The sequence below is a fragment of the Streptomyces racemochromogenes genome (assembly GCF_044129415.1).
Classification (GTDB): Bacteria; Actinomycetota; Actinomycetes; order Streptomycetales; family Streptomycetaceae; genus Streptomyces; species Streptomyces racemochromogenes_A.
Window position 1 is genome coordinate 61,618 of the sequence record NZ_JBBDHD010000014.1, and the last position, 25,750, is coordinate 87,367.

21 protein-coding genes and 1 tRNA gene are annotated in these 25,750 nt (G+C 68.2%); 16 read left to right on the forward strand and 6 right to left on the reverse strand.

What is annotated here, in order from left to right:
* Nucleotides 1-2 precede the first annotated feature (2 nt).
* The 7 genes from WDV06_RS08195 to WDV06_RS08225 all read left to right on the forward strand — a co-directional run bounded on the left by WDV06_RS08195 (nucleotide 3) and on the right by WDV06_RS08225 (nucleotide 4,213).
* The gene (locus WDV06_RS08195; RefSeq protein WP_395508966.1) at nucleotides 3-653 is read left to right on the forward strand and encodes a DUF2637 domain-containing protein; all 651 of its coding nucleotides are present in this window, start codon (nucleotides 3-5) and stop codon (nucleotides 651-653) included.
* A gap of 15 nt (nucleotides 654-668) precedes the next feature.
* Nucleotides 669-860 (forward strand): mobile element transfer protein, encoded by a 192-nt coding sequence (locus tag WDV06_RS08200; RefSeq protein WP_387265553.1) that lies wholly within the window; start codon nucleotides 669-671, stop codon nucleotides 858-860.
* A 16-nt stretch (nucleotides 861-876) separates the two neighbouring features.
* Nucleotides 877-1,035, forward strand: a complete 159-nt coding sequence (locus tag WDV06_RS08205; RefSeq protein ID WP_395508967.1) for a hypothetical protein — start codon at nucleotides 877-879, stop codon at nucleotides 1,033-1,035.
* 23 nt (nucleotides 1,036-1,058) lie between these two features.
* Nucleotides 1,059-1,379 (forward strand): SpdD protein, encoded by a 321-nt coding sequence (locus WDV06_RS08210; RefSeq protein WP_395508968.1) that lies wholly within the window; start codon nucleotides 1,059-1,061, stop codon nucleotides 1,377-1,379.
* Between the two features lie 103 nt (nucleotides 1,380-1,482).
* Entirely contained in the window at nucleotides 1,483-2,874 is a 1,392-nt protein-coding gene (gene repSA, locus WDV06_RS08215; protein WP_395508969.1) for a replication initiator protein RepSA, read from the forward strand.
* Entirely contained in the window at nucleotides 2,871-3,059 is a 189-nt protein-coding gene (locus WDV06_RS08220; RefSeq protein WP_395508970.1) for a helix-turn-helix domain-containing protein, read from the forward strand. Before repSA ends, WDV06_RS08220 begins: the two co-directional genes overlap by 4 nt.
* Nucleotides 3,059-4,213, forward strand: a complete 1,155-nt coding sequence (locus tag WDV06_RS08225; protein WP_395508971.1) for a tyrosine-type recombinase/integrase — start codon at nucleotides 3,059-3,061, stop codon at nucleotides 4,211-4,213. Before WDV06_RS08220 ends, WDV06_RS08225 begins: the two co-directional genes overlap by 1 nt.
* Before the next feature lie 76 nt (nucleotides 4,214-4,289).
* Here the strand turns inward: WDV06_RS08225 and WDV06_RS08230 are convergent.
* A tRNA-Arg gene (locus WDV06_RS08230) sits at nucleotides 4,290-4,365 on the reverse strand.
* 433 nt (nucleotides 4,366-4,798) lie between these two features.
* On the opposite strand from WDV06_RS08230, the gene WDV06_RS08235 reads away from it, so the two are divergent.
* Together WDV06_RS08235 and WDV06_RS08240 are read left to right on the forward strand one after the other, a co-directional pair.
* Nucleotides 4,799-5,464 carry a hypothetical protein gene (locus WDV06_RS08235; RefSeq protein ID WP_395508972.1) on the forward strand — a complete coding sequence of 222 codons (666 nt, stop codon included), beginning with the start codon at nucleotides 4,799-4,801 and terminating at the stop codon, nucleotides 5,462-5,464.
* A 71-nt stretch (nucleotides 5,465-5,535) separates the two neighbouring features.
* Complete coding sequence (locus WDV06_RS08240) at nucleotides 5,536-6,624, forward strand: helix-turn-helix domain-containing protein (RefSeq protein WP_395508973.1); 1,089 nt, start codon at nucleotides 5,536-5,538, stop codon at nucleotides 6,622-6,624.
* A 1,485-nt stretch (nucleotides 6,625-8,109) separates the two neighbouring features.
* Here the strand turns inward: WDV06_RS08240 and WDV06_RS08245 are convergent.
* Nucleotides 8,110-8,385: a hypothetical protein gene (locus WDV06_RS08245; RefSeq protein WP_395508974.1), complete on the reverse strand. Its 276-nt coding sequence runs from the start codon at nucleotides 8,383-8,385 to the stop codon at nucleotides 8,110-8,112.
* A gap of 256 nt (nucleotides 8,386-8,641) precedes the next feature.
* On the opposite strand from WDV06_RS08245, the gene WDV06_RS08250 reads away from it, so the two are divergent.
* On the forward strand, nucleotides 8,642-9,034 hold the full coding sequence (locus WDV06_RS08250) for a hypothetical protein (protein ID WP_395508975.1): 393 nt from the start codon (nucleotides 8,642-8,644) through the stop codon (nucleotides 9,032-9,034).
* Nucleotides 9,035-9,255: 221 nt separating this feature from the next.
* On the opposite strand, the gene WDV06_RS08255 is transcribed toward WDV06_RS08250, so the two are convergent.
* Both WDV06_RS08255 and WDV06_RS08260 read right to left on the reverse strand, forming a co-directional pair.
* Nucleotides 9,256-9,798: a hypothetical protein gene (locus tag WDV06_RS08255; protein WP_395508976.1), complete on the reverse strand. Its 543-nt coding sequence runs from the start codon at nucleotides 9,796-9,798 to the stop codon at nucleotides 9,256-9,258.
* 312 nt (nucleotides 9,799-10,110) lie between these two features.
* Complete coding sequence (locus WDV06_RS08260) at nucleotides 10,111-10,677, reverse strand: hypothetical protein (RefSeq protein ID WP_395508977.1); 567 nt, start codon at nucleotides 10,675-10,677, stop codon at nucleotides 10,111-10,113.
* A gap of 476 nt (nucleotides 10,678-11,153) precedes the next feature.
* Between WDV06_RS08260 and WDV06_RS08265 the strand changes: the two genes are divergently transcribed.
* On the forward strand, nucleotides 11,154-11,477 hold the full coding sequence (locus WDV06_RS08265; protein WP_395508996.1) for a helix-turn-helix domain-containing protein: 324 nt from the start codon (nucleotides 11,154-11,156) through the stop codon (nucleotides 11,475-11,477).
* 1,011 nt (nucleotides 11,478-12,488) lie between these two features.
* Here the strand turns inward: WDV06_RS08265 and WDV06_RS08270 are convergent.
* A complete protein-coding gene (locus tag WDV06_RS08270; protein WP_395508978.1) occupies nucleotides 12,489-13,715 on the reverse strand; it encodes a DNA sulfur modification protein DndB in 1,227 nt (408 codons plus the stop codon).
* A gap of 325 nt (nucleotides 13,716-14,040) precedes the next feature.
* Here WDV06_RS08270 and WDV06_RS08275 point away from each other — a divergent pair, with 325 nt between their 5' ends.
* The 4 genes from WDV06_RS08275 to WDV06_RS08290 are packed head-to-tail and all read left to right on the forward strand — an operon-like array spanning nucleotide 14,041 to nucleotide 22,227.
* Nucleotides 14,041-16,140 (forward strand): hypothetical protein, encoded by a 2,100-nt coding sequence (locus tag WDV06_RS08275; protein WP_395508979.1) that lies wholly within the window; start codon nucleotides 14,041-14,043, stop codon nucleotides 16,138-16,140.
* Between the two features lie 42 nt (nucleotides 16,141-16,182).
* On the forward strand, nucleotides 16,183-17,817 hold the full coding sequence (locus WDV06_RS08280; protein ID WP_395508980.1) for a class I SAM-dependent DNA methyltransferase: 1,635 nt from the start codon (nucleotides 16,183-16,185) through the stop codon (nucleotides 17,815-17,817).
* The gene (locus WDV06_RS08285; protein WP_395508981.1) at nucleotides 17,810-19,009 is read left to right on the forward strand and encodes a restriction endonuclease subunit S domain-containing protein; all 1,200 of its coding nucleotides are present in this window, start codon (nucleotides 17,810-17,812) and stop codon (nucleotides 19,007-19,009) included. The genes WDV06_RS08280 and WDV06_RS08285 overlap by 8 nt, the downstream gene beginning before the upstream one ends.
* A complete protein-coding gene (locus tag WDV06_RS08290) occupies nucleotides 19,006-22,227 on the forward strand; it encodes a type I restriction endonuclease subunit R (RefSeq protein ID WP_395508982.1) in 3,222 nt (1,073 codons plus the stop codon). The genes WDV06_RS08285 and WDV06_RS08290 overlap by 4 nt, the downstream gene beginning before the upstream one ends.
* A 69-nt stretch (nucleotides 22,228-22,296) precedes the next feature.
* Here the strand turns inward: WDV06_RS08290 and WDV06_RS08295 are convergent, their stop codons facing one another.
* Nucleotides 22,297-23,919, reverse strand: a complete 1,623-nt coding sequence (locus tag WDV06_RS08295) for a hypothetical protein (protein ID WP_395508983.1) — start codon at nucleotides 23,917-23,919, stop codon at nucleotides 22,297-22,299.
* 608 nt (nucleotides 23,920-24,527) lie between these two features.
* On the opposite strand from WDV06_RS08295, the gene WDV06_RS08300 reads away from it, so the two are divergent.
* Complete coding sequence (locus WDV06_RS08300; protein WP_395508984.1) at nucleotides 24,528-25,742, forward strand: cytochrome P450 family protein; 1,215 nt, start codon at nucleotides 24,528-24,530, stop codon at nucleotides 25,740-25,742.
* Nucleotides 25,743-25,750: the final 8 nt, after the last annotated feature.

Below are 25,750 nucleotides of genomic sequence, written 5' to 3' on the forward strand. Positions count from 1 at the left end.
CCATGACCCGCCGCCCGGTCCGCCCGGACGCCGTCCTCGTCCAGGCCGTCATCGCCGGAGCCCTCTCCTTCGCCCACCTGCACGACCTCGCCGAAGCCGCGGGGCAGACCGGCTGGAAGGCCTGGGCCTACCCGGTCAGCGTGGACCTGCTCCTCGTCGCGGCCTGGCACCGCCTCCGCGCCCTTCGGGACTCGGGAGAACCGGCGCGCTCGGCCTGGTCCTGGTTCGCCGTCGCCCTGGCGGCCTCGCTCGGCGCGAACGTCGCGACCGCCGGCCTCCTCGACCTCGGCGACGTCCCGGACTGGCTCCGGATCGTCGTCGCCGGCTGGCCCGCGCTCGCCTTCCTCGGCGGCACGCTCCTGGTCCACCGGCCTACGCCGCCCAGCGAGCCGACCCCCGAGCCAGAGCCGTCCCCGGAACCCCTGCCCATGGTCGAGCGGGAGCCGGAGCCCGAACCTGAAGCGCCGACTGTTCCGGCCCTATCGGCCGCTCCGGCGCCGGTCACCGCTCCGCCGGCCCTCGTCACCCACGCCCGGAAGATCGCTGCCGATCACCGCGCCCGTACCGGCTCGGACATCGACGCCGAGACCCTGCGCTCCCGGCTCGGTGTCCCGCACCCCCTCGCCGAAGCCATCGCCGCCCAGCTCGCCTGACGACAGGAGATCGCCATGCCCGCCCGGATCAACTTCCGCTCGCTCCTGAAGATCGGCCCCGTCCAGATCGGCACCTACCGCGACCGGCAGGGCCGCACGAAGGACGCCGCGGTCTGCACCGCCGACTCCTGCGGCTGGTCCGCCGACTACAGCTCCTCGACCGCCGCCCAGCTCGCCGCCCGCTCCCACCGCTGCCGCGTCAGCTGACCCGAAAGGCCAACCCATGGACGTCCCGCTCTGGCTCGCCCTGATCGTCGTCGGGGTCCTCGGCTACAGGCTCGTCCGCCCGCCGCTGTGGCTCGTCGCCGTGATCCTCCTCGGCGGATTCCTCCTGGCGGACAGCTTCCTCGCCCCGGCCATCGACACCGCGATCAACAAGTAACCCGTCCCGGAAGGAGTACGCCCGTGTTCAAGCCCCAGTACCCGCGCCCCGACACCTACACCCCGGCGACGATCCGCCCGGCCCCGACCCCGGCGCCCGTCGAGCACTCCGCCCCGGCTCCGGCGCCCACCACCGCGCCGTCCGCCCTCGCCGGTCTGGGCCGGCAGTCGCCCGGAACCCTGCTGGCCCTCGCCGCGGGCGGAGTCGCAGGCGTTCTCGCGCTGGCCTCGGTCGCCGTCTCACTGCTCTTGGCCGTCGCGGTCACCGCGGTCGCTCTGTCCGTCAGCAGCGTCGTCCTGCTCTTCCTCGTCCGGGCCCTGCGCCAGGAGTTCAAGGGCCGCTGACCGAACGCAGTCCGGGCGGCAGTCGCGCTCTCCGCCGCTGTCGTCCCGGGCCCGCCCTGAAAGGAACGCCCTTCATGACCCACCCCCGCCGGTCGGTGACGCCGTGACCGCCCCCGCGTCCGTCACCGGCCTGGACCCCCGTCTCCTCGACGACGTGCTGAAGGTGGCCTGCGCCCCCGGATACACCCGCTGGGAAGACCAGGTCCGCCGTACGGGCGGCTGCTCCGACCCGATCCACATCACCGGCTGGACCGTGGCCAAGGACAAGGCTTCGGGCGAGGTGCTGCACCGCTACACCACCGCCGACGAACCCGGCGCCCGCCTCCGGATCGCCTGCGGCAACCGGCGCGCGTCCCGCTGCCCTGCCTGCGCCTGGACGTACTCCGGCGACACCTACCACCTCATCCGGGCCGGCCTCGCCGGAGACGACCGCCGCGAGATCCCGGCCACCGTCCGCGAACACCCCCGCGTCTTCGCCACCCTCACCGCCCCCTCCTTCGGCCCGGTCCACAACCGCCCCGCCGGCCGGCCCTGCCGCTGCGGCACGCACCACCAGGAGGACGCCGCCGAACTGGGCACCGCCCTCGACCCGACCACGTACGACTACGCCGCCGCCGTCCTCTTCAACAACCACGCCGGCCAGCTCTGGCAGCGCTTCACCACCCGGCTCCGCCGCGAGATCGCCGCCCACGCCGGGCTCACTCAGCGGGAGCTGACGGAAGTGGCCCGTATCTCCTACGGCAAGGTCGCCGAGTTCCAGAAGCGCGGGGCCGTCCACTTCCACGCCGTGATCCGCCTCGACGGACCCGACGGGCCCGGCAGCCCACCGCCCTCCTGGGCCACCACCGAACTTCTCGACCGCTCGATCAGGGCCGCGGTGGCCCATGCCTACACGTCGGTCACCGTCCCGGCGGCGGGCGACCAGCCAGCCCGCACCTTCCGGTGGGGCGCCCAGCTCGACGTCCGCACCATCAAGGCCTTCGGCGACGGCTCCGACATCACCGAACAGGCCGTGGCCTCGTACATCGCCAAGTACGCGACCAAGGCCGCCGAGAACACCGGCACCCTCGACCGCCGCATCGGCAACCGCGAGGCACTCGTCCTCCTCGACGTCCCGGCGCACACCGCCCGCCTGGTCGAAGCCTGCCTCGACCTGGACCCGCTGTACCCGGACCGCCGTCTGGCGGCCTGGGCCCACATGCTCGGCTTCCGGGGCCACTTCTCCACGAAGTCGAGGCGGTACTCGACCACCCTCGGCGCCCTCCGCCAGACCCGCGCCGACTACCGCGCCGCCCAGGAACGCCAAGCCCGGGGCCTCGACGACATCGAGCCGGACACCGTCCTCGTCCTGGCCTCCTGGCAGTACGCCGGCCACGGCCATACCCCCGGCGAAGCCGTCCTCGCCGCCACCATCGCGCGCGGCATCCAGCTCAACCGCCAGACCGCCCGCGAAGCACTCCCCGACCAACTCGCCCTGGAAGGAGCCGCCCCATGACCACCGCCGCCCCGGAACTGCTGACCGTGCCCGAGGTCATGGGGCGGCTCAAGCTCGGCCGCTCGACCGTCTACGACCTCATCCGCTCCCGGCGGCTCGTATCCATCACCATCGGCCGCGCGCGCCGCATCCCCGCCGAATCCGTCCGGAAGTTCATCGACCACGAGATCGAGGAGGCCGTCTGATGGCCGCCCCGCGCAAGCGCAACCCCAACGGCGCCGGAACGATCACCCAGCGCAAGGACGGCCGTTACCAGGCCGCCGTGTACGTCCTCCAGCCCGACGGGACCCGGGCCCGGAAGTTCGCCTACGGCAAGACCTGGGCCGAGTGCGACGTGAAGCGTCGGGATCTGCTCGCCAAGGTGGACCAGGGCGTGCCGGTGCCCACCCGGTCGGCCAAGCTCTCCGAGTGGCTGCCGTACTGGCTGGACCAGTACATCCAGCCGCCCCGGCGGACTCCCGCCACCTACGAGAAGTACGAGTCGCACGTCCGTCTCTACCTGGCTCCCATGATCGGATCGAAGCGGCTCGAATCCCTGGGCGTGACGGACGTTCGGAGCTTCCTCAAGCGGCTGGAGGCGCGGACCACGGCCGCTACGGCGAAGGAGTCCCATCGGGTGCTGCGCTCCGCGTTGACGGCCGCCTGCCGGGAGGAGCTGATCACACGGAACGTGGCCAAGCTGGTCGAGCCGCCCAGGGCGGCTGCGCGAGAGTTGTCCCCGTGGTCCCTGGACGAGACGCTCGACTTCCTCGCCGCCTCCCGCCGGGACCCGCTCTACGCGGCCTTCGTCCTCGCCATTGCCATGGGACTTCGTCGGGGTGAGATCGTCGGGCTCCGATGGTCGGACCTCGACCTCGACAAGAGGGTGCTCCACGTCCGCAACCAGACCCAGCGCCGGCGCGGCGTCCTGTACGACGGCGATCCGAAGAGCCGACGCCGACGGGTCGTGCCGCTTCCCGCGCTGTGCGTCGCCCCGCTCCGCTGGCACCGCATGCGGCAGGCAGAGATCCGGGCCAAGGCGGGGGAGAGTTGGCAGGACTCGGGCCACGTCTTCGTCACCCGGAACGGTCGCCCGGTCGAGCCGCGGAACGTCTACCGCTCCTTCACCCGGATCGCCCAGACCGCCGGCCTGCGAGTGATCCGGCTCCACGACGCCCGGCACGGCACCGCGACGCTCCTCACGGCTGCCGGCGTCGCGCCCCGCGTCGTGATGGAGATCCTCGGGCACAGCCAGATCAGCGTCACCATGAACGTCTACACGCACGTCGTCCAGGACACGCAGCGCGAGGCCATCAGCCACATGGACCGGCTGCTCAAGAGGCGGCCCGGCCGTCCCTGACCGACGCCGTTGATGTCAGGCATAGATGTCAGAGGGGGACCACTTCCCGAATTCGGGAAGTGGTCCCCCTCTGAGCTGGTGCCCCCGGCAGGATTCGAACCTGCGACACCCGCTTTAGGAGAGCGGTGCTCTATCCCCTGAGCTACGAAGGCGGGGGCTTGCTGAAAACCCTGCCGAAAACCCCAGTGGGGGATCATCGGCCGGCACGGCAAACCTCCAGGTCAGCTGACGCCCGGGCGTAGTCGGGGCGGAGTCCGAGCGGACACTTTCCCGAGCAACGGCCTGGTAGCCGACTGACCGCAGACAGCCTAGCGGATCGAGGTCCGCGGGTGCGCCCCCATAACGCTTCCTGGCCAGGAGGTTGTCTTGCAGGTCTCCTGATCTGCGGAAACGCGGCTGCCGCCTGTGGTGGCGCTGCTGACTGACGGGGCGGCGCGGTGGCCGCGATGTCCGTTCCGTCCCGAGGGTGCCTGGGTCGCGGGCGGTGGCGGGGGCTTGAGGTCGAGCCTTCGGATGTTTCTTATAATTTCTGCGCCACGTTCGCGGTATGATCCTTATAAGATTGCTGTCGGCAGCGGAGGTTCCATGGCACTGTCCCTCGTTACGCCCGCACCTGAACCGGGCGATGTCCACGCGCGGTTAGCCGAGCTCGGCACAAAGGTCGACTACCTCCAGCCCGCGCTGTACGCCGGCGAGGCGGCGAGGCGGACGGCCACCCCCAACCACCCGGCGAACACGGCCGGCACCCGCGCCTACCAGGAGCACGTACGGGCGATACGTGAGGAGCACATCCGCAACGCGAGGTGGAAGCGGCTGCTGCACGACCACCTCGAGCTGGTCTACAACCCCGAGAAGTCGCTTGCGATAGGCGTGATGATCGGTGACGCGGCCACGGGGAACGCCCGCCTGCACCCGAAGAACCTGCGCAAGCGGGGAGCCGCGACCGCGCGCGCCGCAGCAAGCAACGACATGCAACTCGCCCTCTTCTCCCCCCGGATGGACTCTGACGTGGTGCGCCTCGCGCCTGTCGAAGCGTCCGATCTCAAGACCTGGTTCCTGGTCTCCTACCGGGTTCGGGTGGGCGACGTGGTCCGGATCCACAGCGAGCTCTCGCTTCCGCGCAAGTTCAAGCGCGGATTCGTCGCGAAGTGGGATCAGCGCATCCCGCTACCCGTCCTCGAGATGGACGGAATCGAACGCATGGACGATGATGGACCTGGTGAGATCGACATCCCGGTCGACTTCCGCTGAGGCCCGTAGGGTGGGGTGACGGGCGACCGCCGCCCCACTACGCACCACCGATCACTGAGGCAGCTCCCACCATGGTGACCCCGTCCCGCATCACGCTGGCCCGCAAGCGCCGGGGCATGACGCTCGCCGAGCTCTCCGACCTGGCGGGGGTCTCGCTGCAGAGCCTGTCCAACTACGAGACGGGCCGCACCGCCCCCCGCCGCACCACCACCGCCCGGATCGCCGAGGCGCTGGACTTCCCGTTGTCTTTCTTCGAGGGGCCCGAGCTCGATGAGCTCCCGGCGGACGGCATCTCCTGGCGGGCACGGAGCAAGACCTCGGCTCGGACGTTGGACGCCGCACGCTCGGCCGGCACGCTCGCCGCGCTGCTGTACGACTGGATCGACGAGCGCTTCCGCCTTCCCGCCCCGGACGTCCCTTCGCTGGGCAAGCCGGACCCCGAGACCGCGGCCGGGATGGTCCGTGCACGCTGGGACCTGGGCGTGGCGCCGGCGCCGAACATGGTGCACCTGCTGGAGGCCCACGGAGTGCGGGTCTTCTCGCTTGCGCCCGAGTACGCGGACGTGGACGCCTTCGCCGTGTGGCGGAACGGTACGCCGTTCGTGTTCCTGAACACCATGAAGTCCGCGGAGCGCGGCCGCTTCGACGCGGCACACGAGCTCGGCCACCTGGTGATGCACGGCAGCGACCGGGAATGCTCGGGTCCCGGGGCGGAGCGCCAGGCCAACGACTTCGCGAGCGCGTTCTTGATGCCGGCGTCGAGCGTCTTGGGACACATGCCGTCCGGTGCCCATGTCGACCAGATCATCCAGGCGAAGAGCATCTGGAAGGTCTCGGCCATGGCCCTTACCTACCGCATGCACGACCTGGGGCTCCTGACGGACTGGCAGTACAGGTCGGCCTGCACGGAGCTGAGCAACCGCGGCTACCGTAAGGACGAGCCGCACGGCATGAAGAAGCGGGAAGCCTCGCAGGTGCTGACCAAGGTCTTCCAGGGACTCCGGGCCAAGGGAGTACGCCCTGGCGCGGTGGCCGCGGAGATCGGGGTGACCGGGGACGAGCTGAACAAGATGCTCTTCGGCCTGACCCTCACCACCGTCGAAGGCGGCGGTGAGCAGGCCGAGAGCGCACCGCGACGGGCACTGTCCCTGGTGCACTGACAGCGCCCGCCCAAGACGGGTTCAAGCGGTACGGGTCGCCGACAGGATCGCGCTCTGCCGCTCCTTGTGCAGCTGGTGACTGGTGGCGCTCTGGGCCAGCGAGAAACCGAGCACGAGATCTTCTGGCGCTCGACGCCGTAGGCGATCATGCGTCGGTTCCACAGGCTCTGGTCGAACTGTGAGTGGACGGACTCGGAGTCGGCTCGGTAGGGGTAGACGAGCTGGTGGGCCAGCGTCGACTGCGGGATCTGCTGGAGCAGCTCCGCGCGATGAAATCCGCGTTCGCTGTCGCTCCTGAGCGGCTTGCCGGTGTCTACATTGCGAAGGGACCGGTCCTCAGGGGTGGTGGTGATACCCACGGGGACGCGGTGCGTGTGGTCCCCGTGGCGGCACGGAATGCGCAGGACGTGGTACCAGCGGCTCTTGGTGGTACCGAAGCGCCGTTCCAACTTGGCGATGGGGACGGGCGCGAGAATGCGTGTGCCGTCATCCAGGGGCACGCTCTCCGTGATCCGCCCATCACTGCACCACAGTTCGCGCCCACTCCGGCAGACCTTGAGGTGCTCGTAGAACACCGGCTTGGTGGAACCGTGCTGCTTGTTGATCGCCAGCATGCCGCGGCGGGCGATGGCATCACGGTGCACCCCGCGAAGGGCGCCGTCGTACACAATGCCCATGCAGTCGGGCAGGGCGTCCTTGAGCATGAGGAACTGGCGCACCGCGACGGCCGCCTCGTCCTCGTACTGGCCGCCGGCGACGTGGGCGAAGGACAGGATGACGCGGGTCCAGTACCCGTCGGACCGCCCTGACGCGAAGAACCACTTGCTGCCGCGGACCTGCTTCTTCTTCGTCTCGCCGTTCTCGTAGTACAACCGCGCGGCCGGATCGACGCGGTGAATACGGCGCCTGCCGCTCTCGTCCACGGTCACCGCACTGCGCGCCTTCGAGATCGCCTTGGGGACAGTGGCGTCGCCGACCACGAGTTGCCGGCGCTCGGGACGGCTCCAGATCTTGGGAGCGTCTGAGGGAAACAGGCCCTGTTCGAGTGCCTGACGTGCTGCGTAGGTGCGAAACGCTTCTTCCAGCGCGTCACTGCTCGGGACCAGCAGCTTGTCGACGGCGTCCTGGTACTGATTGCGGGAGGGCCCGTTCAGGGGCAGTGCTGCGGCCGCCCGACGCCCCAGGTGGCGCCGCACGTGCGCACGCACGCTACGCCAGTCCTGCGGGGCGATGAGGAGTCCGACCGCTCCGCGCTTCGACCCGGCGACGGGTGTCAGAGCGACGAGGAGCAGGTACACGATCGCCGGGTACTCGCGAGGGCATCCGACGTTCGAGGGGGCGGGAAGCAGCTCGGCCATCTCGTACAGCAACGGGTAGTCCAGGCAGTCCCGAAGACGCCGGTCGAGCTTGCGCTGGTCCGCGTCGGAGAGCTGCCGCTTACGGCTGGAGCGGCTCCCCTCGGGCAAGGGAGCGCCGAAGATGTCGTCAGGCACGGGGGGCCACCCCATCGGTGTAGGCGGGGTCGCAGCGCCAGTCGTAGCCGACGACGGCGGCTGCCCGGTCCAGTGAGCGGAGGCCGATGCTGCGGGCGGCGTCCTCGATCCTGCCGGTCGCCTCGAAGGCAGCGACTGCGGCGGCGGCGGTCATCGAGGCCGGCTTGACGTCAGGCTCGCCGCCGAGTCCGATCCGGCGCAGAAGGTCCCGGAGCGCGACGCAGGCGCGGGCCTGTAGCGCGGCATCCGAGGTCGGACGGCTCGACACGGCCAGGCGGGGCGGTTGCGGGATCCGGATTCTCTGTGGTGACGTGACGGGCTCGCTCGGCCAGTACGTGTCGGCCCCAGGCATCCAGTCGGCACCAGCGAGGCTCGTACTTGATGGAGCCGTGCATCCACACCCTCCTGTGGGGCAGGTCGAGGTCTGCGATGACGATGTGGCCGACCTCGCCGCTGTGTCCGCCTGCGAGAGCCAGCGCAGCGGCCGCAGCGTGCCGAGTGGGACGGCTCGTGAAGGAGGCGTGGTGGCGCAGATCCACGATCTCGTCCTCGGTCAGGGCCCGGACGCCTTCGTGGGTCCGGGCCGGCAGGACGATGTCCCTGGCCGGATCCTGATCGCTCAGTCCGAGCTCGCGCAGGACGCGGAAGGCCGAGCGTACGACGCTGCGCCTCAGGAGCCGGGTGGCAACCGCGGCGTCAGACACGTAGCCGTGTCGGCTGTGGCCCTTGGCGTTGATGAAGTCATCGACGAGACCCGGCTCGACATCGGCGATCAGGAGCGCGCCTCGAACGCCGGCGTACAGGCCGAACCGCCGCAGCAGGAGGCCGAACTTGTCATAGGTCTGATGCGACATCTCGTTCTGTGCGGTCATTTGCTGCCAGACCTGGAGAACACTGTCGATGCCGTGTGTGAGTGAGAGGTCTGTTCCCACGATGGGCGTCCTCCGATGGGCGGGGCAGGGTGGGGAAGCCGCTCCACGCCACATGGGCAAGGGGCGGACCGAAAGATTTGCGATGTTCCTTACATGCAACACGTTGGGCATGAGTGACCTCCGCGGCAACATGACGAGGGCGAAAGGGGTGAAGGCGTGGTGCATCTCGGCGCCGGGGACGTCTCCGGCGCTGGAATGTCCGGCCGCTATGCGTGCTGCTGGTCCCGAGGGGAGGTTTCGGCGGGCTGTGGCGACGGGCTCAGCGCTCGGGTGATCGTGCGGTAGGCGTCCATCACCTTGAGGAATCGCTCTCGCGGCAGCCCAGCCACGGCTTCGCTGGTGACCATGAATGAGAGAGACGGCGGCGGTGTGAGCGTCTCGCGGACCAGCGTCATTCGACCGTCCTCGCCCTTGCGGACGACCAGTGCGTACTCGAGCCAGTGCACCAGGTGCAGCCCGCGCTCGATCCGGCGGCTCACGCCACGGATCAGATGTTCGGCAAGGGCGGTGGCGTCGTGGGGGCAGGGCCGCAGCAATCCCACCGCGGCCGTGGTGAACCAGGCGGACGCCCACAATTCCCGCAGGTAGAGGCGGGCATGGGCGGAGTCCAAAGCGCGGAGCTCCGCCAGCCGTCGACCGGCGGGGGTGAGGGTGAAGGTCTGGCAGCCTGCCTCGAAGAGGCCATTCTGCCGCAGGAACCCATGCGCATCGGCGATCGTCCTCTCAGCAACGCCGAGGGCTTTGCTCACAGCTCCGATGGGCACCCCGTCCGCTGCGGGCCCGATTCGCGCGCTGACGTCTACGAGCTCGAGCTGGCGTCGAGGGGCCACGGCCTCAGTGGGCAGGATGCGGGTGGCTTCGGAATGGCGAGCCGCCCTGCGGCTCATCGGCCGCCCCCGCCGAGGGGGTGGGTTGTACGCCAGGCGGGTACCCTCAGATGGGCGTAATGGTGCATTGATGCACGAAAACTCATGGTGGGCCCTCAGCTGACGTGTCATCGGCGCCGCCTCGGGTCTAGCCACCCGGGCGGCGCCTCTTCGTCTGTGCGAGGGGTGAGACCTCTACGTATGCGCCTCCGGCGGTAGGAGTTGGTACAGCCCGCGTCCCACGGCTGCTACTCCGTCGCTCGGGCCCATGTTGGCGAGGGTCGAGCGGACAGAGTTCGCCTTCGTGTCTGGCCGTGATTGACGGACGCGGTCGATGATCAGGGCGAGCGGCGTGGCATCGCCGTCGGCCAGTGCCTGAAGGACAAGCGCCTTCAAAGTGGGCGCGGCCGAGTCGGCCGGCTGCGCTGGGCGGCTCCGACTGCTTGCCGGAGGCTCTTGGCGGACCGGGTCTTCGCTTTCAGGCTCGGTCGCCGCAGCATCTCCCGGCTGCGCAAGGAACTGCTCTGCGCTGGAGATCGTGTCGCGTACAGCGGAGAGTCGCTCCGTGGCCACCGTCCGGTTGTGCTCTGCGGCGACGAGCTCCTGCTCTGCGTCGGCGAGGCGCTGACGCAGCTCGCTCACGTTGTACTCAGCCTTGCTGCACGCTTCGCCGGCCGCGACCCACCGGTCCTGCTCGATGGCCTCCACCTGACGCAGGTGCTCGACAAGGGGGTTCACTGCATCGCCCGGATTCGTACGCACGCTTCGCCTCCCCCTTGAGTGATCCGTACACAAGCTAGCGATCAGAAGCTTGCGCCGCAGGGGAACGGCAACACTCGAAGCACTTCGTCGTTTGCCTGCCGTGCAGGCTCAAACTTTTATGTGTCCAGGCGCAGTTGGTGCGAGCGCACGAGCGCGCTCGGCGCTGCGGCTCCCGGTGTGACCGCAGCGCACGGATGGAGGTGCCTCGATGCCGAGCGTGCGACCACCCATCCGTGCGATACGCACGTCGCGAGCTCGTCGCCGCCGGCTTCGGACGAGCCCTGGAGCGAGGCCGCGGTCCGGATGTGACCGCCTTGCGAGTTCCCCAAAGGCGCCTCGCGCGGTTGCCTGAAATCACGCTATGACGCCTCCCCTGACCCTATGAGGTTCCGTACTTGCAACATTTGCTGAGTGTCCCTGACGGGATCCCGGATGAGGGAAGGGTCGGTCCCATGGGTACGTGGGATGATTTCGGCATGCCCCGGAGCAGCAACGACAAGCAGCCGCGCGACTACGTCGTGGATGGCGCTTGGCCTCACGCTGCCCTCGCTCCGGATGCTCCGGTGAGCGCCTACTACGGTCAGTCGCTCTCGCGGAACCTTCAGAGGGCTATGACCTCTACGGGATACACGCTTCGCAGCCTTGCGGAAGTCACAGGCATCAACCACTCGACGGTCAGCCGCGTTCTCAATGGCAAGGTCATGCCGGACCTGGGCACCCTCGCCCGCCTAGAGGCTGCGTTCGGGTTTCAGCTCTGGCCCGGGCCGGCGGCTCTGCCGCCGCAGTCGCCGAAGTCCTGAACCGGTCGGCCGTCCACCGTTCGGCCTGTCCGGAATGCGCACTGAGGCTGGCCGGTCATTCTTTTTCTTGTGACCATGTATGCACCAACGACGCCTCGTGAGGTCTACCTGCTGTGCTTCGACGAGGGTCACCGAGTGGGGCTCGTGCGAAGGCGCTCTCCGCAGTGCGTCAGCCTGCCGACGACGCGGTGTGCGCCGGGAGAGTCTTACAAGGCGGCGATCCGTCGCCTCGGCGCTGGATCAGTCATGCGGTTCGGCGGGCTCGTAGCTCGGTTGGACGCCGCATCTCACGGTGACGGCCGCCGCGGGAAGGTGCGCTTGTTCACGGCCCACGCCGAGGGGCAGGTCCGTTCGATGGCCCTGTGGGTGCCTTGGCGTCAAGCCATCCGGGACGTGGCGCACCTTGATCTGCCGGAACTCGAACAATTCGTCGAGGGCTACCTCGCAGGCTGGATCCCGGACGGCTGGATCACACTGACCCCGGATCGGGGTGCCCGGGAGGCCAGGGCGAGGAGCGCCGCGGGTAGGGATGCCGCAGCCAGGACGCCGAACCCAAGCAGCGACATTGCTCTGAACGGTGGATGCAGCAGGCAGCATGCCTCGACACTCGCGGGCTGAGGTGAAGAAACCCCGACGGTGCCGCTTGGGTGCAGGCTCGGCCTCGGTCGTCTCAGGTGCGGGGGATGGCGGCTCCGGCTCGGTCGTCGGGGTTGTCGTCTCGACCGCCTGAGGGTTTTCGGAGGCGGTGGGCGGGTTCCCCGTAGCATCCTTGCCGTTCGCCCCGATCGCGGTGCCGATCAGTAGCGCGACGATGCCTGTTGCGCTGTGGGCCAGCCACGCCTTGCGGCGGGCCGGTTTCGTGGCGGAGAACGGCTGAGCGGGCCCAGGCCCCCCAGCTGCCGGGGGAGGGCTGCGGCGGATGCTGAGTACTCATGGTCAGGTTCTCCAGAGGCGAAGTGCTGGGCAGGCCGGGGCCCGGTAGCCACACCGGGCCCCGTAGGGAGGGGCGGGCTACCAGCCGCGGATCTTGCGCCCGAAGTCGGTGTCGGGCCCGAGCAGCGCGTCGGCGACCCGGCCGCCGGAGTCCTTGGCGCCGCCGCCGAAGTTCAGGACACCGGCCGCGTTGGCGCTGGCGGCCACGCCGTCCCAGTAGCGTGCCTCGCGCTCGAAGCGGACCGGCTCCAGCAGCCGCAGCAGCTCCTCGACGCTCAGCCGGCTGCCACCGTTCGCCCAGCTGGTCGCCTGGTGAGCGGCGATCCCGAGGCCGGCGAGCACGGCGGGGGCCGAGACAGCATCGCGCGCCGCGAAGTGCGGGAAGAGCGCCGAGATTACCTGGGACAGCATCGGGACGAGCTCGCGCTCGGCCTGTTCGGCGCTCACGCACTCCGGCAGGTCGCCCTCGTGGACCGTCGCCGAGGACAGCCCGAGTCCGCTCCGCCCGTGCAGCGCCGTGATCACCAAGACCCGCAACGCGGAGAGCGTCACAAGCTCCGGGTCGGTCTTGGTCAGCTGGCGCTTGCGGCCCTGCACCAGCTTGCTGAACGGGATGATCTTCCCGTCGTGCTCGACCTTCACCGTCTCAGAGATCCGGTGCGCGATCTGGGTGCCGATGTCCCGCTGGTCCATTGACATCGCCAGGTTTTTAGCCACAGGCACGCCCTCGACGTTGCGGTCGTAGAAGATCTGCCGGGCGTCCTCGACAGTAAGCCCGAAGTACAGCTCGAACGGCACCCGGACCTGGCCGAGCTTCTCGTACGTCGTCCCGAACCGCTCCGGGTTGTCGTACAGCTCGTGCCACGCCGTGACCTGCGTCTCTCCGTCGATGGCGACGACGGGGGAGCCGGGCAGCACCGTGATCGTGCGGATGCCCGTACCCGCGATCAGCTCCTCGCCGACCGAGGCCGGGTGGCCGTCGAGCCACAGCGTGATCGGCGGCGTGGACCAGGCGGCGCCGTGGCCGCCGCTGATGCCGGTGGCGATGTAGGAGGCGTACGAGGTGACGTTCCGCCCCTTCTGCGTCGCCTTCAGCATCCGCTGAACCAGCCCGCGCACCTCTGCGTGCCGGCGCAGGGTGCCCGAGGCGTACTTCAGGGCGCGCTTGTCCTCCTCCGCCTTCGGCGAGGGGACGAGCTGCAGCAGGGTCGGCAGCCCCATGGTCCCGATCACGGCGTCCGGGCGGAACGGGGTCACGGTCAGCTGGATGCCCTCGACGGCGGCGGTCGGCATGGTGATGGTCATCGGTGGATCCCTCTCGGCGTGGAGTCGATCAGCCACACGGGGTGGTGGCCGCTGCCGCCCCTGTCTGACGACTGAGGCGATGTGTTCCGAGAGTGGCGACGCGATCAAAGTAAGTACAGTGAAATTGTGATAACCCCAGTTATCGGGTTCGTGCTGATGCTGCGATGTTGATGTCGTCTAAGGTGTGAATCACTGCCGGAAGCTCCCGGGCCACTCGGCACCGGGCAACTAAGTCACCGAGTACGTCATCTAGGGGGACGCCATGGCCAACGTGCCTTTCCGTCGCCCTTCAGGCGTCACTGTCGCCGCGGCACCTTTGCTCTCGATGCCCGAGATCGCTGCACTGGCGCAGGTCAAGCGGCCGGTCGTTTCCACCTGGCGCCGACGGTACGCGGACTTCCCTACCCCCGTGGCCGAAACGACAGGACGGCTTCAATTCGACGGTGACCAGATCGTGGACTGGCTGCTCGCGACCGGCTTGGGCAACGTGAATCCCGATCATCTGCGCGCCGAGCTCGTCCTCTACAGCATCGCCGCCTACGCGGACCACTCGGATCCGTTGCGCACCATCGAGACCCTCGGCGCCCTGATCTCCTTGCGGCATCTCGACGAGAAGCCCTTGGTCGGAGACCTGGGGGAGGAGGCGCCCGAGCCCGACGATGTCTGGGGCGCGATCTTGCGGCGAGCTGAACGCATCGACTCAGAGGACGAGTTCCTCCTGCGCGAGCTTCAGACTGCCGGCACGGAAGCCGTACCGCTCGTCCACCTTGCCGAAGACATGATCGAGGCCGCCTACAGTGAGCGCGGGGCGTTCGAGCGGCTGCTTGCCGCTCGATCGAGGCTCGGTGCGACCTTGCTCACCGCCGATGCGCCGACGCCCGAACTCCTGACGCTCCTGGTTCACCTCGCCGATCTTCGCACCCGCCTTGAAGGGGGCACGCGAGTCGCCGTGGCCGACCCGTACGCCCGCGCGGGCGATCTCTTGGCCGCCCTCATCCGCGGGGCGGAGGATCCGGAGATCATCACCGTGCTGGCCGCCGACCCCGACGAGCGCCTGGCCCGTATAGTCCGGCGGCGTCTCCTTCTGGCCGGCGTCGACGAGCTTGCTCTCGATGTGCAGACCGGCACAGAGGTAGAGGAAGGGCTCGCCGAACCGCAGCTTGTCGTCACCCAGCTTCCGTACCGTCCTCGCGAAGAGCGGTCCGTTCTGACTGTGCTGACGGAGGTGGAGCGGATCGCGGATTCGCTCGGTCCTGGGTGCACCGCCGTCGTGCTCGGCCCCGCCGACGCCCTTGTCGACGCACTGCCTGGCACGGAGGAGTCCAAGCTGCGGTCGGCCCTGCTCCGGAGCAACGTCGTGGAGGCCGTTCTCATGCTTCCTGCCGGCGCGCTGCCCTACAGGCCTGGCTACCGGCCGGCAGTCTGGGTCCTCACCCGTGGCCCGGTCCCGGCCGCGGAGGGCAACGTCCTGCTCGCGGACGTCAGCTCCGAGGCACTCACCGAGCATGTACGAGTTCGCCTCACCGAAGACGTGTTGCTGTGGCGCGCTGAGGGGTTCCGAGCGTTGGACGGGCACGACCCCCGTTACGGGCGAATCGCACGTGTCGCGGACCTTGACCGGGCATTCGGTGGCCCGCTCACGCCCTCTGGGCCGCCCGCCTCCCAGATCCTTGCACGCACGGTCAGGGAGCGTCCCGCCTTGATCGCCGATGCCGAGACGAGAATGGAGCGCACTGCCGAGGAAGCGCGAAGGTACGACGAAGCGCACGGCCCGTACCGAGGCCGCGTCCTGCGACGCACGGGCCGCCTGCCTGGGCCTACGACCCTGGGAGCGCTGATCAAGCAGCGGCGGGTGGCGAAGGTCAAGGGCCACCGTGTCGATGAGACGGACATCGATGGTGCGGGCCACCATGTAGTGATCGGCCCAGGGGAGATCGCCGGATCCAGCCCGATCGGAGCCCGCCGAATCGACCGGCTCGTACTGGCCAAGAAGTACGACTATGTGGCACTGACTGAGCCTGGCGACCTCGTCTACACTGTGGCCCCCGAACTCGGCCTCTACGTTGACCATGAGGGCTTCAAGGTCGTCACCTTTCCGGCGCGTGTGCTGCGGGTCAGTGGTGACGGTGAGCAGCCTTTGACGCCGCGTGTGCTGGCCGCGCTGCTCCGCTCCGCCCGTGCGACCAGGCGCAGCCCGAGTGCAGTGCGCCCCCGTCGCATCGAGGACTACCAGCTACCCGACCTCGACCCGGACGACATCGAGCGCTTCGACGCGCTCCTGTTGGAGACGGAACGGCGCGGGAAGCTGCTGCAGGCCCAAGTCGACGCGCTGGACGAGGCGAGGCGGCTGGTAATCGCCGGCTTCGCCGACGGCACGCTCACCATCGACGAAGCCGCCCCGAACCTCATTGCTGTAACCCGTTGAACTTCTGAAATCCGACGTCACCAGAACCAGGAAGAGGGAACGATGCCCCCGCGCAAGCGAGCCACCGCCGGCCAGGGCGAACTGCCCGGCGTCTCCAGCACCAAGGAGATCCAGGACATCCTGTGGAAGGCCGCCGACAAGCTCCGCGGCTCCATGGACGCCGCCCAGTACAAGGAGTTCGTCCTCGGACTGGTCTTCCTGAAGTACGTCTCCGACGCCTTCGCGGAGCGGCGTGCCGAGCTGGCCGCCGACCCCGAACTCGCCGAGATCCCTGAGCATCGCCGTGGCGCCTTCCTGGAGGAGCGCGACGAGTACACCAAGAAGGACGTCTTCTGGGTGCCGCAGACCGCCCGCTGGGACTACATCGCCGAGAACGCGGCCAGCGCGGAGGGCGGCGTCGGCAAGCTTCTCGACGACGCGATGGAGGAGGTGATGAAGGCTAACAAGGCCCTTACCGGCGTCCTCCCGAAGATCTTCAACCGCGACAACGTCGACCAGAGCCGGCTGAAGCAGCTCGTCGACCTGATCAGCGACGCCCGCTTCACCGGGCACGGTGACCGCCCGGCCCAGGACGTGCTCGGCGAGGTCTACGAGTATTTTTTGGAGAAGTTCGCGAGGGCCGAGGGCAAGCGCGCGGGCGAGTTCTACACCCCGGCGAGTGTGGTGCGCCTCATCGTGGAGGTCCTGGAGCCGTACGAGGGCCGTGTTTATGACCCGGCCTGTGGCTCTGGCGGCATGTTCGTCCAGTCAGGCAAGTTCGTCACCAAGAGGCGAGGGCGCGACCACAGCCACGACATTGCCGTCTACGGCCAGGAGGCCAATGAGCGCACCTGGCGTCTGGCGAAGATGAACCTCGCCATCCATGGCATGGACCCCAAGGGCGTAGGCGACCGCTGGGGCGACACGTTCGACGATGACAAGCTGCCTGACCTCAAGGCCGACTTCGTCATGGCCAACCCGCCGTTCAACATGTCCGACTGGGAGCGGAAGACGGACGACCCGCGCTGGAGGTACGGCGTCCCGCCGCAGTCCAACGCCAACTACGCCTGGCTGCAGCACATCGTGTCGAAGCTGGGGGACCGTGGTTCGGCCGGCGTTGTCCTATCGAACGGGTCCATGGCCTCGAAGCAGTCAGGTGAGGGAGAGATCCGGGCTGCGCTGGTCGAAGCTGACCTGATCGCGTGCATGATCGCCCTCCCCGGGAACCTGTTCCGGACAACGGCTATCCCGGCATGCCTGTGGTTCCTCACGAAGGACAAGACGCCGCAGGGAGCTAAAGCCCTGGAGGACCGGCGCAGCCAGGTGCTTTTTATCGACGCTCGCGCGATGGGCACCATGATCGACCGCACCGAGCGCATCCTCACGGACGAGGACCTGGAGAAGATCTCCGATACGTACCACGCATGGCGTGGCACCAAGTCCGCCAGGAGGAAGGGTCTTTCGTACGAGAACGTGCCGGGCTACTGCTACAGCGCCACGCTGGAGGAGATTGCTAAGCACGACCATGTGCTCGCGCCTGGACGATACGTCGGTGTACCCGAGGTTGAGGAAGACCCGGACGGGGAGCCGGTGGAGGAGCGCATTGAGCGCTTGACGAAGGAACTCTTCGCGCATCTCGATGAGTCCGCACGGCTCGATGCCGTCCTGCGCGAGCAGCTGGGGAGGATCGATGGGTGACTGGCGGCGTACGGTCAAGGATCTCGAGAAAGAGGGGACTCTTCTGGTCCAGGATGGTAATCATGGCGAGTATCGTCCTCGTCCAGCAGAGTTCGGTGACGTGGGTACAGCCTTCATTCGTGCCGCGGACTTGAAGGAGGGGAGGATCCTCTTCGAGTCTGCGCAGAAAATCAACGGAATCGCGAGAGATCGAGTCCGCAAGGGAATTGGGGCCTCGAACGATGTGATCCTTTCGCATAAGGGCACGGTTGGGAAGGTTTCCTTCGCTCCCGCTGGAAGCCCGCCCTTTGTGTGTTCGCCGCAAACGACTTTCTGGCGGAGTATGGATCATGACGTAATTGATCCAATGTATCTTTACGCGTTTCTTCGATCAGACTCATTTCAGGTGCAACTCCGTTCCCGAGAAAATGAGTCCGATATGGCGGGCTACGTCTCTCTGACTGAGCAGCGGCGGCTGCAAGTTACCGTTCCGCCTATCGACCTTCAGCGAGCGATCGCAGGTGTGCTTGAGGTGCTGGATGGGAGGATCAACGCCAGTGAGCGAATCGCTTCCATCGCCGACGAGCTGATTCGATGCATTTACAGTTCTGCTCTGGCTGCGCCAGGCGCTCGCGAAATGGCGCTTTTTGATGCGATGGATATCGCATTCGGCGCCCCTTTCGCATCTTCTGATTTTAATTCAAAGGGAAACGGGCGTCCCTTGCTTCGCATCCGCGATCTGAAGACATTTCGGCCTCAAGTCTGGACGACTCAGCAACTGGACAAGGAGCTAATGGTCGCTCCTGGGGATACTGTGGCGGGGATGGATGCAGAGTTTCGCCCGACCTTCTGGCTGGGTGAGTCGGCTCTACTCAATCAGCGAGTGCTGCATGCTCGATCTCTCGTCGGAGGGGGAGAGTCGCTCTGCCGCGAAGCCCTACGCGGCCCCTTGGCTATGGTGGAGGGCTACAAGACCGGAACGACAGTAGCGCACTTGAATAAGCGTGATCTGGCCACGGTGCTCCTGGAAATCCCGAGCGCCGACGCTATTTCCTCGTTTGAGGCCGCTACTAAGCCGCTTCATGAGCGAATTGTGGCCTGTGCTGCCGAAGCCCGCGCGGCTGCCGCCCTCCGCGACACCCTGCTCCCCCAACTGATGTCTGGCAAGCTCCGCGTCCGTGACGCGGAGCGGATCGTGGAGGACGCCGTATGACGAGCGACCGCGCGAAGCGCGACAGCAAGATGACCGAGGCCACGTGGGAGGGCTCGGCCATGGAGCAGCTTGCCGAGCTCGCCTGGGAGGTGAAGGAGAGCGAGGACATCGCTCCCGGAACCGGACACCGGGCGGACTGGGATGACCTCGTCCTGCACGACGAGCTCAAAGCCGCGATCGAGCGACTGAATCCCGAGCTGCCGCCCAAGGCCGTCCGTGACGCTCTTCGCATCGCGACCGACGTGCGGTCGGCGGAGGCGTACCCGGAGAACAAGCAGGCGCACGCCTACATGGTCTCTGGTATCCGCCTCACGTACACCGACGACTTCGGCGCCGAGCAGTCCCCGACGGTCCGCCTCGTCGACTTCAACAACGCTGACGCGAACACGTACTTCGTCGTCAACCAGGTCACACTGCGGGACAGCAACGGCGGACACCGCCGCTTTGACGTCGTCCTCTACGTCAACGGCCTTCCCCTTGCAGTCGTCGAGCTGAAGAGCGCCGCCGCCGAGAGCGCCACGCTCAAGGACGCGCACGCGCAGATCCAGACGTACGTCGCCGAGTTCCCGATCGCGTTCCGCTACAACGTCCTGTGCCTCATCTCGGACGGCATCACCGCGAAGTACGGGACGGTTTTCACGCCGTACGAGCACTTCGCTCCGTGGAACGTGGACGAGAACGGCGAGCGCGTCGACACCAACGCTCCCGACTACGACGGTCTGGAGGCACTGAACCTTGCCCTCTACGGGCTGTTCACCCAGCCCCGCTTCCTCTCTCTCGCGGCCAACTTCGTCAACTTCACGCCGACCGGCAAGCGGATCGCCAAGCCGCACCAGTACTACGCCGTCACCAAGGCCGTGAACGCGATCGTCGAGGCGTCCCGCAGCAACGGCCAAGCCGGCGTCGTCTGGCACACGCAGGGCGCAGGCAAGTCCGAGGAGATGGTGGAGACCTCCGCGCTGGTGTCCCGGCACCCGGCGCTGAACAACCCCACCATCGTCGTGGTCACCGACCGCAACGACCTCGACGACCAGCTGTACGAGACGTTCCAGGACAGCACAACCCTCCTCCGCCAGGCACCCCTCCAGGTGACCACCCGCGAGGAGCTGCGCACCGAGCTGTCGAGTCGACGCACCGGCGGGATCATCTTCACGACGCTGCAGAAGTTCGGGCTCACCCCTGAGGAGAGGGCCACCGGCGTCAGCCATCCGCGGCTCTCCGAGCGCCGCAACATCCTGGTCGTCGTCGATGAGGCGCACCGTTCCCACTACGACAGTCTTGATGGATATGCCCGCCACCTGCGCGACGCGCTCCCGTATGCCACGTTCATCGCCTTTACTGGCACTCCGATCTCCAAGGCCGAAGCCGACACCTGGGCAGTGTTCGGGACGGAGATCGACCGCTACGACCTCAAGCGGGCCGTGGACGACGACGCCACCGTGCGCGTGTACCACGAGCCGCGGGTCATCGACGTCTCCCTCCCGCCTGGCATCGACCCCGACGTGCTCGACGAGCAGGCAAACGCCTTGACCGAGGGCATGGACGACGCCGAGCGCCGCCGTGCCATGCAGAGCGCCGCCACCATGAACACGGTGTACGGTGCCGACGACCGCATAGCGACGCTCGCCGACGACCTGATCGAACACTGGGAGCAGCGCCGTGAGCTCATGAAGCCGCAGATCGGCGGCCCGGGCAAGGCGATGGTCGTATGCGCCACCCGCGAGATCTGCGTGCGGCTGTACGACGCGCTCGCGGAGCGGCGCCCCGACTGGGCGAGCGACAAGGTCGACGAGGGCGTCATGAAGATCGTCTTTCACAGCGACCCTACCGACCCGGAACTCCTCCGCAAGCACGGTCTGCGCAAGTCTCAGCAGAAGACGGTGCAGAAGCGCGCCAAGAACCCCGATGACGCACTCGAACTACTTATCGTCCACTCGATGCTGCTCACCGGGTATGACGCCCCGCCCATCCACACCCTCTACATGGACCGCCCGATGCAGGGCGCGAACCTGATGCAGGCCCTCGCCCGCGTCAACCGTCGCTTCCGCGGCAAGCAGGACGGCCTCCTCGTCGGCTACGCCCCGCTGACCGACCATCTCACGAAGGCGCTCGGCGAATACTCGTCCGGCGATCAGCGGGACAAGACGCTCGGCGCGGACATCGAGCGAGCGATCACTCACGTCAAGAACGAACTCAACGAGATCAAGGGGCTTCTGGCCGGCAGCCGCTGGAAGGAGTTCCTCGCTGACACCACGTACCCGGAGCCCCGCAAGCGTGCCCTGCGGCTGGTCTCCAACTACCTCCGCGACCCGAAGACCCCCGGCAACCAGGTGGAGGGCGACGCCAAGCCGTTGTCCACGAAGTTCAAGGAAAGTGCCTACCGCCTGGAGCGCTACTACCGGATCTGCTCCATGAGCCGGGAGATCGTCGAGCGCTGTGAGGACCTGGAGGACTGGCGGCGCGACATCGCCTTCTTCACCGAGGTCCGTGCCTGGATGGTCAAACTCGACGCTGCCGACCGGGAGGCGAAGGGCGAACCCCTCTCCGCGGAGGTCCAGCTCTACCTTAAGCAGCTCGCGGCCTCCGTCGTTGACGCCGACGACATCACCGACCTGTACGAACAGGCCGGCATAGGCAGACTCGACATCACCCACCTCAACGAGGCGCAGCTGCGGAAGCTGGAGAACTCCGAGACGCCGCACCTCGTCGCCGAGGCTCTGCGGCGCCTGATCCAGCAGAAGATGCGCGAGGTCACCAAGCACAACATCGTCCGCCACGAGAGCTTCGCTAAGCGCCTGGACGACCTGATGAGGCGCTACATGCTCCAGCAACTCACCAGTGCCCAGGTGATCGCCGGACTTGCTGCCATGGCGGCTGAGATCTCGGCGGAGGCCCGCCGCGGCGAACGTTTTGACCCGCCGTTGAGCCATGCCGAGCTCGCCTTCTACGACGCCGTCGCGCACCGCAACATGGCTGAGCTCATCGCGGGCGGAGGTGACACCCTCGCCCGGATCGCCCGCGCGCTCGTGACGGACATTCGGGAGAACCTGTCCGTCGACTGGCTTTCCCGGGAACCCGTCCGAGCGAAGCTCCGCTCCCGTATCCGCCGCGTGCTCGCGAAGTTCGACTACCCCCCGAAGGGGGAGCACGACGCCGTCGACCTGGTCCTCAAGCAGATGGAGACCTTCGCGCAGGAGTGGGCGCCCAAGGCGAAGTAGGTATGGCCCCCGGCATGGTTGGCGGGGGTCGAGGAGGGATCCGGTCGCGCGGTACGCCAAGCGGCCGGATCAGTCCTGACCATCAGCGTCAGGAGCATCGCGCCGCCATTGCTCCAGCACCAGCCAGAAGTCACGGGGCCAGGACATGGCCCGAGGGTCGAAGGAGTAGTTCTCGAGCGTTGTCGATCTCCACAGGATCTCGGCGTGCTCTGCTTCGTCCCCAAGGAGTCGGGCGGTCGCTAGGTGGCCGCGCGCTGCGCCGTAGTTTCGGTGCTCCGCGGCGTTCACGAGAGCGGGCCAGAGCTCCCACACCAGGAACTGTTGCAGGGCTCGCAGGTGATCGCCGGCCTTCTGACAGAGCGAGTCGGCAACGTTCCGGTCCACCTCGTCTGCCTGATGGTCGAGTTCATAGAGCTTGTCGTCATCCCAACCGTGCTTTTCGACGAGCTCCTTCCAGAAGGTCCAGGAGCGCTCTGCCTTGGCACGCGCGTAATCTTCCAGCTCCTCCCGAGTGAGTCGGGGAACGTCCAGATCACCTCGCGTCTCTAGGTCGGAAGTGCTCGACGTCGGACTGGCCTCGTCGCCGTACCTGATCTGCGTGAGGACTTCCAGCAGGCGGAGCGAGGACTCGACCTCCTCCTCACGGACCAGACCGCAGATGTCGGCGATGTCCTGGGCAACCTGGTTCCAGTCGCTCTCTGCGATGTGGTTGTCGAGATCATCGGCCAGCCAGTCCGCCGAGCCGCGGCCACGGAGATCGTCCAGAAGCTTCTCCACCTTGGAATCGAGGCGCTCTTTGACCGCCACAGGGGTCTCCCGCTCGCGCCGCGCTGCCGCCTCCTGCTCCGCGCGCGCAGCGGCGTCTCGCTGTTGGTCACGAGACGTCCGGGCGGAGGGAAGGCGGGTTTGCAGGGCCCGCATCTCCTCAGCCTTCACCGGGTCGATCTCGTCCAACAATTCAATGGCCTGCATCCGGTGGCCGGCTTGAACGATCGAGTCGGACGCGACGCAGCACAGCAGACCCGTCGCGTCCTTGGGGGCGCGCTGCCCCACGGCGACGGCCAGGGCGAGACGATCTTTGCTTGCCGCACCCGGGTGTGCTGCAAGCCGCTCCAGAGCTGTCGGTACGTAGCCGGCAGGATGGTCGTGCTCGGCGAGGGCCAGACCGACTCGCATACGTGTGGTGAGCGGGGCCGTCTCGTCCTGGGCGAAGAGGTGAGCGGTCCACACGGCCCATCCCTCACGCACCGCGTCCGCCAACCAGCTCCAGCCATTCTTGGGCAGCAGGTGTCGGGCTTCCGCGTAGCCGACGTCGTTCGCGCGGTGCACCAGGGCGTCAGCTGCGCGGTGCCGCAGACCTGCCGGGAGGCCCTTGGTGCCTGCGACGTAGCAGAGGCCGACGGTGTAGTCGGCGCTGGAGTACGCCGGCCGATCGACATTGACCCCGGACAACCGCAGGATGCGTCGCAAGTCCTCGTACCAGGGGCCTGGAGCCTGAACCATGAACGTCGCCGCAGCGAGTGCAGAACCTCCACGAACCATGCACGCTGTCAGAGCGGATGTCCGCCAGGCGTCACCGAGTGACTCGTCGGCCAGGCGGACAAGGCAGGTCGTGACGAAGTCATCTGGCTGCCTGCGCTGGGTCGGCACGTCGCAGTCCGGCAGTAGCTCGGGCCTCTCCGCCCCCACCATGTCGTACCCCCTTGATCGACAGCCGTGGGCATCCTAGCTCTGTAGTGCTCGGCCTTGTCACGACGATGTTCGTGAGGCGCGTGACGGATACAGCGGCCGAGCGATCCCTTGGTCCGGACGGGTGGGGTGGTTACGAGCTTCCCGGAGCCGTGCTCGTGTCGCGCGGCAGCGCGCAGGAGAGTGAAGAGGTGCCTCCCGCTCACTTGATCGACGGGACTCCGGGGCCGGGAGGCGGTCTTCGTGGGTGCATGAACGGATGCCCTCGCTGACCTGCAGCGATTCGCTGAGCGTTCTCAGGTCGGGAGTCATGCGTTCTGAGTGAGGCTGGTGATTACCCGCTGACCTGCAGTGATGGGGTTTTCTCCAAGCCCCACGAAGGCGGGGCCCGTGAGGGGCCCTGGGTCGCCGTGGAGGCGGCCCAGGCACAGCGTAGCGGATCAGGTAGCGGCTCCGCGGGTCGGTTTCCCGCCGGGGTGGGCGGGCGGCGCGGCGGCGCCGTCCGCTGCGGGCTGCCCGGCCCCTCGGATCCGCCGGGCAAGATCACGGCGGTGGGGGCGGGCCCGCATAATCGGCTCGGGAGCGGTGCGCTCGCACGCGAGGGGGGAAGCATGGCCGAGGCCGTCGAGGTGTTCGGGGACGGGTTCCGGGAGGATCCGTACGGGGTCTACGCGCGGCTGCGCGCCGAGGGGTCCGTGCACCGGGTCGCGCTGCCCGACGGGTCGCCGGTGTGGCTCGTCACGCACGAGGCCGATGTGCGCGCGGGGCTGGCAGACGGCCGGTTCTCCGTCGACAAGCGGCACTCCCGGGGCGGCTTCCAGGGGTTCTCGCTGCCGCCCGCGCTGGACGTGAACCTGCTGAACGTCGGCCCCGAGGACCATCTGCGGCTGCGCCGCCTCGTCGCGCAGGGGTTCACGCCCCGCCACGTCGAGCGGATGCGCACGGCGGTACAGGCGGCGGTCGACGCCTGCGCGGACCGGCTCGTCGCGCGGCTGGAGGCGGACGGGGTGGCCGACCTGGTCGCCGAGTTCGCCGGCCCGCTGCCGCTGAAGGTCATCGGCGACCTGCTGGCCGTGCCGGAGGAGGCGTACGAGCGGTTCGCCGGGTGGATCGGTTCCATGCTCCTGCCCCGCGGCCGCGAGGAGCCGGCGGGGGCGGTGCGCAACGTGCACGGGTTCCTCGTGCGGCTGGTCGCCGACCGCCGCGCCGCGCCCGGGGACGACGTCCTGTCGGGGCTGATCGCCGCCCGCGACCGCGGTGACCGGCTCAGCGAGGACGAGCTCGTCTCCCTCGCCTTCCTGATCCTCATGGCCGGCAGCGAGACCGTCCAGCACCTGATCAGCGGTGGCCTGCTCACCCTCCTGACGCACGAGGAACAGCTGGCCGCGCTCCGGGAGCGCCCGGAGCTGCTGCCGGAGGCGGTCGAGGAGCTCTTCCGGTACGCGGTCCCCAACCACACCGCCATCCGCCGCTTCCCGACCGAGCCCGTCGAGATCGGCGGCGTACGGATCCCCGCGGGTGACACCGTGCTCTTCTCGCTGGCCTCCGCCCACCGGGACCCGGCCCGCTACCCCGAGCCGGACCGCTTCGACATCGGCCGCGCCGACAAGGCCCACCTGGCGCTCGGGCACGGGGTCCACTACTGCCTCGGCGCCCCGCTGGCCCGGATGCAGGTCACCCTGGCCCTGGAGACGCTGCTGCGGCGGCTGCCCGGGCTGCGGCCGGCGGTGCCCGCGCGGGAGCTGGAGTGGAGCACCACGTTCAGGTTCCGCGCGCTGCGCGCGCTGCCCGTCACCGGCGGGGGAGGGGCACGGGCGGGGGTGTGACCCGGGGA